General features: G+C 37.4%; 16 protein-coding genes and 1 pseudogene. 5 read left to right on the top strand and 12 right to left on the bottom strand.

The window, feature by feature from the left end; all coding sequences use genetic code 11:
- Positions 1-134: 134 nt before the first annotated feature.
- The 5 genes and pseudogenes from ACFQZ9_RS03445 to ACFQZ9_RS03465 form a co-directional block, all read right to left on the bottom strand.
- Positions 135-1,523: an aminotransferase-like domain-containing protein gene (locus ACFQZ9_RS03445; protein ID WP_498942327.1), complete on the bottom strand. Its 1,389-nt coding sequence runs from the start codon at positions 1,521-1,523 to the stop codon at positions 135-137.
- A gap of 59 nt (positions 1,524-1,582) precedes the next feature.
- Positions 1,583-2,584 carry a 3-dehydro-L-gulonate 2-dehydrogenase gene (gene yiaK / locus ACFQZ9_RS03450; RefSeq protein ID WP_498942328.1) on the bottom strand — a complete coding sequence of 334 codons (1,002 nt, stop codon included), beginning with the start codon at positions 2,582-2,584 and terminating at the stop codon, positions 1,583-1,585.
- A 225-nt stretch (positions 2,585-2,809) separates the two neighbouring features.
- On the bottom strand, positions 2,810-4,105 hold the full coding sequence (locus ACFQZ9_RS03455) for an MFS transporter (RefSeq protein WP_498942329.1): 1,296 nt from the start codon (positions 4,103-4,105) through the stop codon (positions 2,810-2,812).
- Between the two features lie 120 nt (positions 4,106-4,225).
- Positions 4,226-4,395: pseudogene (locus ACFQZ9_RS03460) on the bottom strand (PLP-dependent aminotransferase family protein); the annotation flags it as partial.
- A gap of 95 nt (positions 4,396-4,490) precedes the next feature.
- Positions 4,491-5,363, bottom strand: coding sequence for a YitT family protein (locus ACFQZ9_RS03465; protein ID WP_198310117.1), 873 nt, complete (start codon positions 5,361-5,363; stop codon positions 4,491-4,493).
- Positions 5,364-5,869: 506 nt separating this feature from the next.
- Between ACFQZ9_RS03465 and ACFQZ9_RS03470 the strand changes: the two genes are divergently transcribed.
- Entirely contained in the window at positions 5,870-6,874 is a 1,005-nt protein-coding gene (locus ACFQZ9_RS03470; RefSeq protein WP_498942330.1) for a YvdQ family spore coat protein, read from the top strand.
- Positions 6,875-7,029: 155 nt separating this feature from the next.
- Here the strand turns inward: ACFQZ9_RS03470 and ACFQZ9_RS03475 are convergent, their stop codons facing one another.
- From ACFQZ9_RS03475 to ACFQZ9_RS03490, 4 genes are all read right to left on the bottom strand, one after another.
- Positions 7,030-7,719 (bottom strand): polysaccharide deacetylase family protein, encoded by a 690-nt coding sequence (locus ACFQZ9_RS03475; RefSeq protein ID WP_498942331.1) that lies wholly within the window; start codon positions 7,717-7,719, stop codon positions 7,030-7,032.
- Between the two features lie 25 nt (positions 7,720-7,744).
- The gene (locus ACFQZ9_RS03480) at positions 7,745-8,410 is read right to left on the bottom strand and encodes a TVP38/TMEM64 family protein (protein WP_498942332.1); all 666 of its coding nucleotides are present in this window, start codon (positions 8,408-8,410) and stop codon (positions 7,745-7,747) included.
- A gap of 20 nt (positions 8,411-8,430) precedes the next feature.
- Entirely contained in the window at positions 8,431-9,606 is a 1,176-nt protein-coding gene (locus ACFQZ9_RS03485) for a glycosyltransferase family protein (protein ID WP_498942333.1), read from the bottom strand.
- Positions 9,607-9,678: 72 nt separating this feature from the next.
- Entirely contained in the window at positions 9,679-10,341 is a 663-nt protein-coding gene (locus tag ACFQZ9_RS03490; RefSeq protein ID WP_498942334.1) for a phosphatase PAP2 family protein, read from the bottom strand.
- A 181-nt stretch (positions 10,342-10,522) separates the two neighbouring features.
- On the opposite strand from ACFQZ9_RS03490, the gene ACFQZ9_RS03495 reads away from it, so the two are divergent.
- Together ACFQZ9_RS03495 and ACFQZ9_RS03500 are read left to right on the top strand one after the other, a co-directional pair.
- On the top strand, positions 10,523-11,239 hold the full coding sequence (locus ACFQZ9_RS03495) for a response regulator transcription factor (protein WP_498942335.1): 717 nt from the start codon (positions 10,523-10,525) through the stop codon (positions 11,237-11,239).
- Positions 11,229-12,830: a HAMP domain-containing sensor histidine kinase gene (locus ACFQZ9_RS03500; RefSeq protein ID WP_498942336.1), complete on the top strand. Its 1,602-nt coding sequence runs from the start codon at positions 11,229-11,231 to the stop codon at positions 12,828-12,830. The genes ACFQZ9_RS03495 and ACFQZ9_RS03500 overlap by 11 nt, the downstream gene beginning before the upstream one ends.
- A 130-nt stretch (positions 12,831-12,960) precedes the next feature.
- Here ACFQZ9_RS03500 and ACFQZ9_RS03505 read toward each other — a convergent pair whose 3' ends face one another.
- Entirely contained in the window at positions 12,961-13,374 is a 414-nt protein-coding gene (locus ACFQZ9_RS03505; RefSeq protein WP_498942337.1) for a VOC family protein, read from the bottom strand.
- A 288-nt stretch (positions 13,375-13,662) separates the two neighbouring features.
- On the opposite strand from ACFQZ9_RS03505, the gene ACFQZ9_RS03510 reads away from it, so the two are divergent.
- Both ACFQZ9_RS03510 and ACFQZ9_RS03515 read left to right on the top strand, forming a co-directional pair.
- Positions 13,663-13,986: an ArsR/SmtB family transcription factor gene (locus ACFQZ9_RS03510; protein WP_198310111.1), complete on the top strand. Its 324-nt coding sequence runs from the start codon at positions 13,663-13,665 to the stop codon at positions 13,984-13,986.
- A 76-nt stretch (positions 13,987-14,062) separates the two neighbouring features.
- The gene (locus tag ACFQZ9_RS03515; protein ID WP_498942338.1) at positions 14,063-14,245 is read left to right on the top strand and encodes a hypothetical protein; all 183 of its coding nucleotides are present in this window, start codon (positions 14,063-14,065) and stop codon (positions 14,243-14,245) included.
- A gap of 87 nt (positions 14,246-14,332) precedes the next feature.
- On the opposite strand, the gene ACFQZ9_RS03520 is transcribed toward ACFQZ9_RS03515, so the two are convergent.
- Positions 14,333-14,467 carry a hypothetical protein gene (locus ACFQZ9_RS03520; protein WP_498942339.1) on the bottom strand — a complete coding sequence of 45 codons (135 nt, stop codon included), beginning with the start codon at positions 14,465-14,467 and terminating at the stop codon, positions 14,333-14,335.
- Between the two features lie 188 nt (positions 14,468-14,655).
- Complete coding sequence (arsC, locus tag ACFQZ9_RS03525; RefSeq protein WP_498942340.1) at positions 14,656-15,075, bottom strand: arsenate reductase (thioredoxin); 420 nt, start codon at positions 15,073-15,075, stop codon at positions 14,656-14,658.
- Positions 15,076-15,085 lie beyond the last annotated feature (10 nt).

Here is a 15,085-nt window from a genome sequence, read left to right on the forward strand (position 1 = left end):
TCTCCTTTTGTCTGTGTTTATGTTGTATATATTTAATTGAAAAGGATTCTATTTCTAGAATCCCTCTACTATTTTGAACCATCATAACACTCACAAAAAAGCCATACAATAATAAAATTGTATGGCAAACAATATTAAGAAAATTCGTTTAGTAGACCTTTAAGGATTATTAATCCTTGCTCAAGCTCTTCAAGCGTTTTCGGTGCACAGACAGATATCCTAACAGCTCTTTCTGGAGAACTATTCCCAACTACAAAACGCTCAGCAGCATACACTTGTACTCCCCGCTTTGCAGCTAACGTTTCAAATTCAGCACCAGTAATCTTGTCTGGTAACAGCAACCAACGAAAGATGCCTGTTTCAACACCTAGACACGTATAGTCTGCCAAATATCGATTTACGGCTTTGTTTCTGCGAATGGTTTGTTCCCGATGACCCTCAATCAAGACTTCAAATTGATTTGATACGATTGTACGTGCTGTAAGTTCTGCTAATAACGGTGAAACGGTAATATTTAAATTATAAAGCGCCTTCGAAATGGGTTCCTTGAATTGACTCGGCACTGCTACATAGGCTAATCGTAACCCTGGGGCTAATGATTTAGATAAACTTGCAATATAGACCACCTGTTCAGGTGCAAATGATGCGACTGCTGGAAGGGGCTTCTTGCCCAGAATATGGTACGATGCATCTTCAATAATGAACTGGTTATATTTTTTGGCTATTGCTGCAATCTTTTTTCGATTCTCAACAGACATAAAGGAAGCTGTCGGATTATGATAATCTGGGATTAAGTAAATGCCTTTAATATTATCATTTTTACAGGCATCTTCAAAGGAAGCTGGACTCATTTCATAGTTCTCTGATTTTATCGGTACTATTTGTACACTAAGCATTGCTGCAACAGTCTTTAAGCCAGGGTACGTATGATGGTCAACACCAATCCGATCACCGGGCTTACAAAGACTTGCCAATGTAGCAGCAATCGCATTTTGACCCCCATTGGCAAATAAAATGTGATCAACGGTTGTTTCAAACCCACCTCTTCGAATTAGCTTTATAGCAGCATCCTTTTGCCATAGGCTTTCTCCTGCTCGACCATAACCAAACCATTTCTCATAATCTGGCTCCTGCAGCATACTCTTTAATTGGAGTAGCAGTGGCCCGTAAGAAGAATTATCTGGTAGTGTTGCGCCCATTTCAATTAAATGCTTGGGTTTTGTATCTTCAAGTAAATACGCATTTGATAACGCATCATATGACACAAATGTGCCACTTCCAACTGATGCACTTAACAGTCCCTTTAACTCGCAGACTTTAAATGCCTTTGAAATGGTACTCAGATTTAAATCCAAATAATCAGCCAGTTCTCGTTGTGGAGGAAGTTTTGTTCCAGGTAATAAAACACCGTTTACTATATCTCGTTCCAATTGCCCCGCGAGTGCTTGATAAATAGGCTTTTCAGCTCTATCAATCGATGGCTTCCAGCTCATCGGATAGTTTTCAAAAGAATTAATAGGCATAATAAGCACCCTTTTTTTCATATAATTATATGATTGTGCATTTTATAAAACAATTATAATTATAGTTTTATTACTGTTTCCCATATTTTCTGATTTACTGGGATACCGTCTCTAAGATTTTCCACACGCTCCTTCGCCGCCCTTTCGCCAGGATAAAGAATCTCCTTAACATCAGCCATCTTTGAAGAGGTTTTAATATAGGCAGCCATACTTTCCATGTAAGAATCTGCAAATTCCTCCCCTGCATATTCCGCTGGATTGATAGCAATAAATACCTGTGATATTCCCGAATCCTGGCGTTCTCCCCGCAAATCTGAAGTAGACCTGCCAACTGATAGTGCCGAAACGATCATATCAATCGCTATGGAAAGACCGGATCCCTTCCAAAAACCTGAAGGAATGACCTTACCGCCATTTAAAATGGATTCCGGGTCGTCCGAAAGATCCCCATCCGCCGTATAACCTCCCAAAACCGGTAATTTCTTTCCAGCTAACGAATAGGTCTGCAGTTTACCAAATGAGAATTGAGACTGTGCCATATCCAATAGCAAGTGTTTTCCACCTTTTTGGGGAACGGAGATGATTAAAGGATTGTTACCGATACGATTCTCACTACCACCCCATGGCGGCATATTAGGAATCGTATTTGTCATGCAAATCCCGATACATCCAGCGTTGGCAGCTCTTAATCCGTAGGTGCCACCACGAAGCCAGTGGGTTGTATTTCTAAGTGCAACACAGCCTATACCATAATATTCTGCCAATTCAACAGCCCTGTCCATGGCAATAGTCGCATTGATAGGACCAAAACCTAACTGTCCATCCCATTGTTCAAGGGCCCCGATACTATTTAATTTCACAGGTCGCATCACCGGTTTAATAACGCCTTCTTCTATCGCTTTAACAATGAAGGGAAACCTGTTTAAGCCATGAGAATACACCCCATCACAGCTGTTGTCGGCTATTATGGATGCTGCAGTTTCAGCAGTTATCGTATCAACACCCTTTTTTATAAGAACTCTTTTGAACTCACCTTTCATTTCATCATATGATATACGCATTAACCAGCCCACCTTACTATTATTGTCAGGATACTTCTCATACCAAATTGTGAAGCTAATCAGCTCATTGTCTACATTAGCGTTAGCAAATTGTCGTTTTTCTTTCTCTACTAAAAGACTATCAATATAGTCATTTTGCTACTATCAAATTAAGTAGTGCAGAAAGACTGTCTTAAACGACGTTAGTTAAAATAAGTTTGATATTGTTTTTGAAAACAATCTGGCTTATTTATTACCTCCACGAGACCATATCACCACTGGAATTAGTAATAAAGACAAAATCCCTCCAACAATTGATAATGTTGGATAACTTGAACCTGCCACAATCATTCCTGACACGGCTCCTCCAGCAGCTCCTGACAACGCAATTAAAACATCCACTTTACCTTGAGTTTTAGCCCGTGTGGCAGTTTCAGTTGAATCAACAATAAGTGCTGTCCCACTTATTAAACCAAAATTCCATCCTAATCCAAGTAAAGAAAGAGCAATTACCATAAAAACCATAGAATCACCAGGTGCAAATGCTGCTATTAAACCTGCCAAAAGTAACGTAATTCCAGAAACAATAGCCATCACTGTGCGCCCCAACTTATCAACAAGCACACCTGTAACTAGTGAAGGGAAATACATTGCACCAATATGAAAGCCAATCACAAGGCCTACTGCTCCCAAGCTATGTCCATGATGCATCATATGAACTGGTGTCATTGTCATAATCGCTACCATTACAATTTGAGTAATAACCATAGTCGTTGCACCAACGATTATGCCTCTTTTGTTTTCTGTCTGTTCAGTTGTTGCAGAATGTCCCTTAACACTTGATTCTTGGTAGGTCGCTTCTATTGTTCTTGCTATAACTAATGGATCTGGGCGAAGCATGATGAAAAGGACAGCACCAGCTAAGATATAAGCTGCTGCTCCTAAAATGAAAGGTCCAACAAGTGATGGCACACCAATAAAAAGAGCGAATTTCCCCATCACATTCACTAAATTTGGACCCGCAACTGCACCAAATGTTGTAAAAACCAACGTAATACTAATAGCAGTTGCTCTCTGCTTACTGTTCGCTAAGTCCGTACCTGCATAACGAGCTTGTAAATTTGTTGCTGACCCTGCACCATAAACAAGAAGGGAAGTAAATAATAAGAAAATACTATTTATTATTGCTGCAATAATGACCCCTATTGCTCCAAGTCCCCCAATCATAAAACCAGCTGATAGACCTGTTCGACGACCAAACGCCTGCGAAAGTTTCCCAACAAATAAAGCAGCACCTGCGGACCCAAAAGTAAGTAAAGCCGAAGGAACTCCAGCGAACGCATCTGTACCGAGCATTTGTTGTGCAAGAAGTGCCCCCACAGTCACACCTGCGGCTAACCCTGCACCACCCAAAATTTGTGAAATACTTACAATAAGTAATGTACGCTTGTATAAGGATTTTCGTTGTTCCTCAGAATTAATGTAGCTTTGCAACCGAACTGATTGAACGTCTAACGCTTTAACACTATCTTTGGGTAACATATCTAACCTACCTTTCTAGAAAATTAATTCTAATTAAGATAAACCTCCGACTAGATTTGAATCATCATAACACGAACAAAAAAACCATACAATATTATAGTTGTATGGCGAACAATATTTGGTAAGATCGTATAACAAACGTTTAAGGATCAATAATCCTTGCTCAAGCTCTCAAGTGTTTTCGGTGTACAGACAGATATCCTTACAGCTCTTTCTGGAGAACGATTTCCAACTATTAAACGCCCTGTTTCAACACCTTGACACGTATAGCCTGCTAAATCTCGATTTACAGTTTAGGTATGTATGAGGTGCTAGTTCAAAAAGTAACGAAAAGAGTAAGTACCCATCAAGGAAATGTTAAGTGTAATGATTCACAAAGCTTTTTTTAATGAATATTATTCTTTCTGAAATTACCACCCTTCACTTCTGCCACATCATAAACGGTAACAAAAGATTTTGAGTCAATTTCACTAATAATTTCCTTTAATTTGGTTTCTTCTAAACGATTAATGACGCAGGTAACTTCTATAAACTTATCGTGAGAAAAGCCACCATAAACCTCGTTAAACGTTGCACTTCGTCCTAAGCGGTCACGTATAGTCTCCACCATTAATCCTGGTTGAGTTGTAATAATTTTAAAGGTTTTAGAGCCGCTCAAGCCTTCTTCTACGATGTGGATCACCTTAGAAGCAATGAAGTAAGCAATTGCCGATAGAATTGCTCCTTGTAGACCGAATACGGTTGAAACGATCATAAATACAAATACGTTTAAGAAAAGAATGAAATCGCTTGTCCCAAACGGTAATTTTCGAGATAGTAGTACGGCAAGCATATCGATTCCATCTAATGCACCGCCATTACGCAAGGCTAATCCCATTCCAAAACCAATGATAATTCCCCCAACTACGGTGATTAACAATGTATCCCCTTGAATAATAGCCGGTGTATGATGAAATAAAATTGTACCAATAGATAGCGATACAATTCCGATAATCGAAAAGAACGCAAAAGTTTTTCCGATTTGTTGATAACCTAACCAGATAAATGGGATATTTATGATCGCAATCAGGGCCCCTAATGGTAATTCAAATAGTTCAGAACCAACAATACTTAAACCGGTAACTCCTCCATCTGATACGTTGTTTGGGATTAATACTGTTTCTAACCCATATGCAGCTATAAATCCCCCTATAATGACTAATAATCCTCGTAAAATCATTCTCAGTTTATTGGTCTTTTGCTTCTGGATTGAACTCATATAATGCCTCTCTTCAAATATTTTGTTATTTAAGCATAACATAAAACCGCTGGCTAGAATTTTTGCAGTCAGCTTTTACCTAGTTTCACGCTAGTGCCTCTCCCTATACATCTACATTACCATACATTCCTATAGAACATTTCTTCACAATCTATTGTAGTCTAGTATATAATTAGAGGCTTTTTTGTGACTTAATAAAGAATTATTCGTTTAAATGGAAAAAGCAATTGAAAGTTTAGATAAAATCACCTTTCTATCTAAAAAAGACTCAAATACACTATATGCAATAATTACAGACGAAAAGCTCAGTGAATAAATTCACTGAGCTTAATTTATATTGTTCTACTAATTCCATTTCAACCAGACCTGACATCAATTTACTTATTGTGGAAATGCACCCGGTAGTTCAACAAAAACTGTCCAACTATTATTATCTAAAGGTTTAAGTCCAAAGAAACGCATATATATTTCTGTGTCAGTAAAAAATACGGAAGAGGTGAGAACTAATGGAAAATGGTAATTTAAAACTTACATCATCCGAAATAGGAACACTTTGGGGGGAGTATGTAAACGGAACTATGACGGAGATCGTAAATAGGTATATGATTTCTATATTGGAAGACGATTCAATAAAAAAAGTTTTTGAAATTGCCATTGGGACATGGGAGAAGCAAAAGAAGCAGCTTGTTTCCTTCATTGAGAAAGAGGGATTTCCAGTTCCTATTGGATTTACTGAGTCCGACCTTAATAAAGGTGCAGAGAGATTGTTTTCTGACACATTCTGCTTAAATTATTTACATATTATGACTTTACATGGTTTGTTGGGTCATACAACTGCTTTAAGTGTTTCTGTCAGAAAGGATCTACGGGAATTTTACAATTCATGTGATAATGATGCCAAAAGTATGTACGATTTAACCATTGAGTTATTGCTTAAAAAAGGTAAATTCCAACGAGACCCCTATTTCTATCCTAAAGAGAGCCCTGAATTTATTCCTACCAAAGATTTTACTGATGGATTCTTCGGAAAAGGGAGACTTTTATCTGCTACAGAATTAATTAGTATTTCTCTAAATATTAAAAAGAGCATTATGGCAAAAACTCTTTCTATCGGATTCAGTCAAGTCACCGGATCGAAAGAATTAAGAAAGTTTTTTGAGGAATTAGAAAAAAAGGCAGATGAAAACATACAAGCCCTTTCAGAAATTATGCACAAGGATAATTTGCCAGTTCCAATGTCGTGGGAATCAGAGGTTACAACGTCAAAAGAATCTCCTTTTTCAGATAAATTAATGTTGTATCATATGGGTTTCTTGGCTCAAACTGCACAAGTATATTACGGGACAGGTTTAGCAGGAGCCATGCGAACGGACCTAGTTGTTGTTTATGAAAAAACAATTCTAAAAACATTAGCAATGACAAAAAACTGGTTCGATATTATGGTAAAAAACAAGTGGTTAGAACAACCACCACTTGCTCCCAATAGAAAAGAACTTGCACAAGATAAATAAGATTTACCCCTCATTTGCGAGGGGTATATTTTTAATCAGCTTTTTAAAGGGATAGTTCCAACATAAAGTAGTTATTTCCTCCTTAAATTAACCTGTCCCGTTAGTGGACAAGGAAAAGCCATGCCTTTCGACTTTTAATCACCTGTTTCTTTATTCTATAATTCGTCCATTCTAACACAAATCATCCCTCGTCTTGAAAGTTCTTTCAAGACATCTTTTAATGCATCGATTGTGTTCATGGGAGCATGCGCATCCGCTCCAATGGTTTCTCCGCAATCATGCAGAAGAATAACATCGCCTTGTTTTATTTTTTGTAACAGAATGTTTTTCACCTTTTCACTGCCGCCTCTACTTTTCCAATCTTCCGCCATGACCGACCAGTGAATGATCTTATAGTTTTTTAAAAGGAAAAAATCAAATAAGTTCATTAACCCCCATGGCGGACGATAATAGATAGGACGTTCACCGGTGATTTTTTCAATAATCAAAGCACTCTTCTCGAGATCCTGTCGAATCTTCCATGGGCTCATGACCCAGTTCGATTTGTGTACATAATTATGGATTCCGATTAAATGTCCCTCTTCATGCATTCTTTTGATTAACTCCGGGTATTTTTCAGCCTTAGAACCAACAACAAAAAATGTCGCTTTTATATTATTTTCTTTTAACAGGTCCAAAAGCTGCGGAGTGAAAATCCGATTAGGACCGTCATCAAAAGTAAAAGCAATTTTTGCAGAAGAATCCTTCCGTTTTAAAACCCCGATACCTAAACCGGCAGTTAGAAAATAAGGAACCAGCCAGTAGAATACGAGGACCAATAATAAAAGTAAAATCATCGTAAACATATCTAGATCCTCCCAGTTCAAAGATTTAATCCATTTTTCTCCGTAAGACGATGCTTAAAATAGAGGACAAAATAAAGAGTCCACCGCCAATGATAAACGGTAGGAATTTTCCATAACGAAATCCTGCAAATATGCTGCTAATCGTGATTGAATAAGGCAGGATCCCTAAGGCGGTTGTCCAAATAAACGCTATTTTGTTTACGCGCAATATCCCGGCCGCATAGTTGATGAAATGGTAGGGAACCAATGGGACAAAACGGATGATCAAAAGACCAATATCTCCCCGCTTTTTTAGCCAGCGATCGATTTTTTCCAGATAAGGCTTAGCCATTGGTTCAATGATCGGACGAGCAATCCAATCAGACAAACGATATGCAAGGAAAGCTCCTAAGATTCCGCCTATGAAAGAATAGAACCCACCGGCAACAGGACCATAGATTTCAATCAGAAAAAGAGAAACAAATTCACCTGGTGCCGGAATGACATTCACAACACTTTGAATCATAATCCCTAACACGATCCCGAAAACACCAAGTTGACGAATGGATTCAAGCCATCCTTTTGCTGCACCCGTATGAACAAAGTATAAATAAATTCCCGTTAGCAATAAGAAAATCATCAAACTCCCAATGGAAAGAGTGCGGGCTGTTGGTTTTTTTAACTTTATCGACAAAAACATACTATTTTCCATTTTCCCACCTTCCTATTTGCTTATAAACCGAAAGAATACATAAGGGTTTGCAAACGATTATAAGTCTCTTTTGTATCCATAATCATTTCAACCGATGCAAACGCCGATTCTTTCGGATGGAATTGCTTCGCATTTTCCCTCATTTGTAGGAGTAATTCTGGGCTGTTCAATAATTTAGATAAATGTTCCATTAAATCCCGTTCCTTTTCGGCTTGAACCGCCACCCCTGAACGAACTAAAAATTTAGCGTTATCCTGTTCTTGTCCGGGAATCGGTTTATGAAGAAGCATCGGCAATTCCATAGCAATCGCTTCAAAAGTAGTGACTCCGCCCGGTTTTGTAATCATTAAATCGGAGATCGCCATTAACTCGTGAACGTAATCGATATAGCCAGTGAGATGGATGCGATGTTTGGAATCCTTTAGTTTCTCCTTTAATTCCACTCGGAGTTTTTCATTATGTCCACAAACAATGATCAATTGAATCGGCTTTGGTAATGCATCAAACTCCTGAATCGTAGAACTTCCTTCGCCAATCAAACCGCAGCCGCCCCCCATCACTAAAACGGTTGGTAAATGCGGATCTAAACCATGTTTCTTAAGAATTTCCTCCCGCTTGAAGGATTGAGAAAATTGCTGGCGAATCGGAATCCCGATATCGGCAATTCGATTCTTTTCCACGCCTAATTCAATCAAAGAATCGCGGACTGTCTTCGATCCGACGATATATTGATCGGTATTCGGATAAATCCAGCAGCTATGATCGGTATGATCCGTAATGGTTGTGACAGTTGGAATATTTGTTAAACCATAGGATTTCACCTTAGACATCACAGCAGCTGCTAATGGAAATGTACTGACGACAACAGCCGGCTGCACCTCCTCAATTAATTTAACCATCCGTCCAATTCCTGTTGAGAAAATCGTCTTCATGAATTTGGAAAAAGTGTTCATTCTCCGTGTTTTTTGATAAATATATCCATACACCTGCGGGAATTTTTTCACCCCTTGAAGATAGAGGTAACGACTGACCTGATTGGAATAAGGATGAACCCATTCCATAAAATCAAATACGACAGGTTCTAAGGATGGAAATCGAATCTGTATCGCTTCATTTAATGCCTGAGCAACTTGAATATGGCCATCTCCATAATTACCAGTAAGAATTAAAATTTTTTCTTTATTGATTGCCTTCATGGATCTCCACTCCTTTAAATGTATCTATCTGTTTCAAATGCCCTGTCAGCGGGTCATCTCAAGACATCCTGGCTATACTGAAAAAGACTTCTTTGCAACAGCTTTTACTTTTTGCTTTGGTACAAATAACCAGATAAAACCGAGTTCTACCATTTTAAATAAAACCTCAACCAAGAAAATGGCAGCTGCAACATCGATGATCAAATGTTGTTTAATAAACAAGGTGGCAAAGATAATCGAGATAGAGAAACATCCAATAATCCATTGAATCCACTTGTTTTTCCACGAGCAATTCCGAATAGCACGAATCATTAAATAACTGCTCATGACATGAATGCTTGGAAAGCTATTGTATGGTTGATCAATTTGATATACATACTGCAATATTCGCGATAGAACATCATGACCACTGATCACAGGGCGTACAGGCCCAACTGTTTGATAAAAATAATAAATAAGAAAACAAACCAATAATCCAAGGTCAAAAACAAGAACCGTTTTGAATGCCAGTGTACGATCTTTGAAACAAAAGTAAATTAACGTCATCGTTATATAACCAATCCAGGCAACGTATGGAATGACAAACCATTTCACAACTGGGATGGCTTGGTCTAAACTCGTTACAAGCGAATGAACACCGCGAGTGGGTGTATTCAAGGATGGATAAACCAACAACATCGCTGGTATACTGAGCAAAAAACAAAGCATACCAACTGTTTTCCATTTTTCATGCATTTCCGAATACCTCCTCGTCTGCATATATGTATCATACAAAAAACTTCTTAAGGAAAAATGCCGTTCTTTCTGAAGATTTTCTTAAAAGTTAATGAAGATCTTCAGAAAATCTTCAGAAATTCTATTGTTTTTTCTTAAGAGGATTAGAGTAAAATGTAGGAATTAGAAAGGAGCGGTTTAGATGTCACAAGAAACCATTCTAATTATTGATGATGAAAAAGAAATAAGAGATTTAATCGGGATTTATCTTACGAATGAGGGATATAACGTATTAAAAGCAGCCGATGGCATTGAGGGGTTAGAATACCTAGAAAAGGAAACGGTTCATTTGGTGGTTTTAGACATCATGATGCCTCGTTTAGATGGTATTCAAGCCTGTATGAAAATCAGAGATAGCCGAAATGTTCCTATTATTATGTTATCGGCAAAATCGCAGGACATGGATAAAATCATGGGGTTAACAACCGGAGCGGATGATTATGTCACTAAACCATTTCAACCTTTGGAATTAGTAGCCAGAATTAAGTCGCAGCTTCGCCGGTATCTCCGTTTAAATCAAACAGATGGAAATCGTCAAATCAATCAAACCGGACAGATGGATGTGATTTCAATCGATGAGCTTACTATTAACATTTCGACACACGAGGTCACAGCGGAAGGTAGAGAAGTAAAGTTAACACCTAGGGAATTTGCCATTTTAGAACTTTTAGCGCGGAATCCCGGTGTTGTGTTTAGTACCGAAAAAATCTATGAACAGGTTTGGAATGAATCATTTTATGAATCAGAAAACACGGTAATGGTTCATATTCGTAATTTGCGTGAGAAACTTGAGAATAACCCACGGACACCTCGCTATATAAAAACGGTTTGGGGGGTGGGCTATAAAATTGAACAATAAGAAACCTTTTCTAAAAGGAAGTTATTGGGATAAACTGATTTACCCAGTGAAGTCAAGCATACGAATTCAAGTGATCATCGCGTTTGCATTTTGTATTCTTGTTTCACTCATTGTCGGTTTTGCCTCAAGCCCCTTCTTTGTCAATAAAGATCGAAGGCTTGATTTTACGGAAGGAATTGTAACGATAGATGAAAGTGCTCGAAATATGGTCAGACAATTTAAGCAAATGAATGAGGATATGAACGGGCTTGTAAATGAATTGGGAGATGAAGATCCTGTTTTTAAGAAAAAGTTTCTCAACCGCCCTCTCCCCGCCTCAAAAGGAAATGAGGAATGGCTATCCGTTCCGAATGGCGGAAATTCTGCCTACCATTTAACCAAGAATGAATTGATTCTATATTTAATAGGTACACCAAAACAAAAGAATAATCTCTCTACAGCGATTACCAATTTAGATGGGAATGTCCTTTATCAATCGGGAGGCATGAAGAAGAATACGCAGGTAGATCTTCAAGATGTAATGGAGAAGGCCCAAAAGGCTTTCGTTGAAAAAGAGCATAAGGAACATCCAACGGTTACAAGAATCTATCCCATCACCCTAAATGGGGGTAAAAACTATTTAATGGTCACTGGTGTCCCGAAATCTAAAACTTTATATGTAGAAGAACCCGGAGTTACCCCCTATCTTCTTGGACTTGTTACGTTTATTCTCTGTTTTTATTTAATTACCAAACGGAAAATGAAAGAAATTGAGGAGATTGCATTAGGTTTAATGGAAATAGCAAAAGGAAATTTACACTATCGGATTCGCGAGAAAAGCACTGATGAATTAGGGTCTCTTGCAACCAATATTAATTATATGGCTTCGGAATTAAACGAAATGATTGAGAGGCAAAGGCAAACGGAAAAATTAAAGGATGAACTGATCACCAATGTCTCCCATGATTTACGCACCCCCTTAACTTCTGTAATGGGCTATTTAAGGCTGGTGAAAGATCATCAATACAAGAATCAAACACAATTAGACGAATACGTAGATATTGCATATGGAAAATCGGAGCAATTAAAAAAATTAGTAGAGGATTTATTTGATTTTACCCGTTTAAATTATGAGGGGGTACAGCTCAAAAAGGAAAAAGTCAGCTTAAATCAAATGCTAAGACAGCTCATGGATGAACTGGATCCAATCGCGAAAGATCATCATGTGGTATTTATGAACGAACTTCCGAAAGAACCCATCCTGATGGAGGTCGACCCAAATCAAATGGTTCGAGCCTTGGAAAACGTGCTTACGAATGCCATCAAATATAGCACACCCCCTGGAAACATTCATGTTAACATGGTTAAAAACAAAAAATTTGTGCAAATATCTGTTTCAAATCCATGTGAATCCCTCTCTGAAGAAGAGGTAACGAGGTTATTTGACCGTTTTTACCGAGTGGATGCTTCTCGGTCATCTAATAAATCCGGGGCGGGATTGGGATTAGCCATCACCAAAAGCATTATAGAATTGCATCACGGAACCATACATGTTGATTATAAAAATCAAGTCATTCAACTATTGATTCGCTTACCGATCAATGAGGAATAGTATAGAACCGAAATGCTAAAAAAGAGTAATAATGGTGGATCGAATAAAAATAAAACTCGTCTGTAGAGATCATTAAGAGGCAGACGAGTTTTATTGTTATCGAAGATAATAGTCGCATGTAACTGCCTTTCTACTTAATTGACTGATTTTCACAGCATGATGACTCTGCTGTCATAGGCTCTACATCACTTTTTGTATAAAAGAACTCCCATTCGTTCCCGTCTGGATCTGTAACCCAAAATTTATCTTGAGTTGCATAACAGCATGTAACGTCCATCTCTTCACGAGCAAAGAAACCTAAATTCTCTAGACGGTCTTTGTGCTGAAAAGCTTCATCTCGATTTTCCACTTGAAACCCAAAATGTCCTACCTGGTTTCCTGATACTACATCTTTAAAGTTCAATGTGAAATTCAGCCGTGGATCATTTAATAAAAATTTTGCGTATCCAGGTTTGATTTTAACGGGCTCAACATTAAATATTTTTGTGTAAAACTCAATTGACTTTTCTAAATCCGTTACATTAACTCCAACATGCATCTTCATTCCTAACAACTCCCTCATAGTTATTCATCTTATTAATCAAATATTTTTGATTAATAAACCATAAATCAAATTTTTTGATTTACAGTTATAGTATATTAGCAACTTTTTCTAATTACAACTCCTTTATCAAAAAAAATTGATATTTAATTTGTAACATTTGAACGCTTTCGAAATATAATAAGATATAAAATTAAATCAATTAATTTTGATTTAATCAGTTGACACATGAAAATATTGGATATAATATGGGTATATCAAGATTATTTGATTTAAAAAGTAGGTGAAAAGTTGAAAGAAGAAATTCAAATAAAGGATATATCCTTAGATTCAGTATTTGAAAAATATGAGTTAAAATTTAAAGCCATAGCGGATAAAAAGAGACTTCAGATTATGAATATACTAACTCAAAAAGGCGCTATGTGCGTTTGTGACCTTGCTCCAATGATGGATATGGCCCAATCAAAGCTCTCTTATCATTTAAAGATTTTATTAGATGCCAACATTATAACGAAAGAAACACGTGGAACATGGAGTTATTACGAGCTAAATCAAGAAGAACTCAACCATTTGTTATCACATGAACTTTGTTGCTTATTTAAGCCGAGCTGTTGATAAATTTTTTTATTTTATTCATCAACTTTATTTGATTAATATATCAATATAATTTGATTAATTAGGGGGATTCATAATGTTTAATGAATATGAAGTATATCAAATGATGAAATTACGTCAGGAGGAAGTAGAAAGAAAGGCTCGAGATGCTTGGAAGTTAGAGGATTGGCAAAAAGATACACTATTTCAAAGAATAGTTATGAAATTCAATTCAAGAAATAAAGCAATTATGGTTAAAACTACTTGCGAGTGCTGTTAAGCACACAGCCAAATAAATCAATTGGCATATTAGAGGTTAACCTGATAAGCAATTGGATAATTGAAAAAAGACCTGAAAAGGTCTTTTTTAACAGCATCTTCCCGTATTACCTATCATCGTAATCCCTTTTCCATTCCCGCTTCGATCAAGAATAAGGTCTTCTGTATTCGGTTCTATGATAGGGTCGATTGCTACTTTTATATCATTTATCATGACGATCATATCGTCTGCTTCTGGCTCATCCAGAGCCAGTCCAATCCTTGGCTGTCCTCAGCCAAAGCCATCAAAAAAGATACGAATATTCTTGGCATTCTCTTCTTCGAACATTTTTTTTAATTCATCACGTGCTTCGTCAGTGATTTTCATGTCCATTTCCTCCTAATGTTTTCATACTTTATTACTGATTATTATTATTCTCCAGTTTCAGCAAAACGTTTAATACGGCCACCTATTTCATCACGAACACGTTGGAAGAATGCCCATTTTTCTTCTTCTGTTCCTTCTGCTTTTGCTGGATCATCGAATCCCCAGTGCACTCGTTTAACGTGCGGAGGAGTTACAGGACAGTGATCAGCTGCATGTCCACACAATGTCACAACTAAATCAGCATGATTTAGAATTTCAGGGTCTATTACATCGGATGTTTGTTTAGATATATCAATCCCGGATTCATTCATTGCTCTTACGGCATTAGGATTCAATCCGTGTGCTTCAAGTCCAGCACTTTTAACTTCCCATTCATCGCCTAAAATTTTTTTAGCCCAACCTTCTGCCATTTGACTGCGGCAAGAGTTCCCAGTACAAAGAAAATAGATTGTTTTTTTAGTCATGATGTATTCT

The organism is Neobacillus sp. GCM10027624, from assembly GCF_042675345.1.
GTDB classification, from domain to species: domain Bacteria; phylum Bacillota; class Bacilli; order Bacillales; family Cytobacillaceae; genus Neobacillus; species Neobacillus cucumis_D.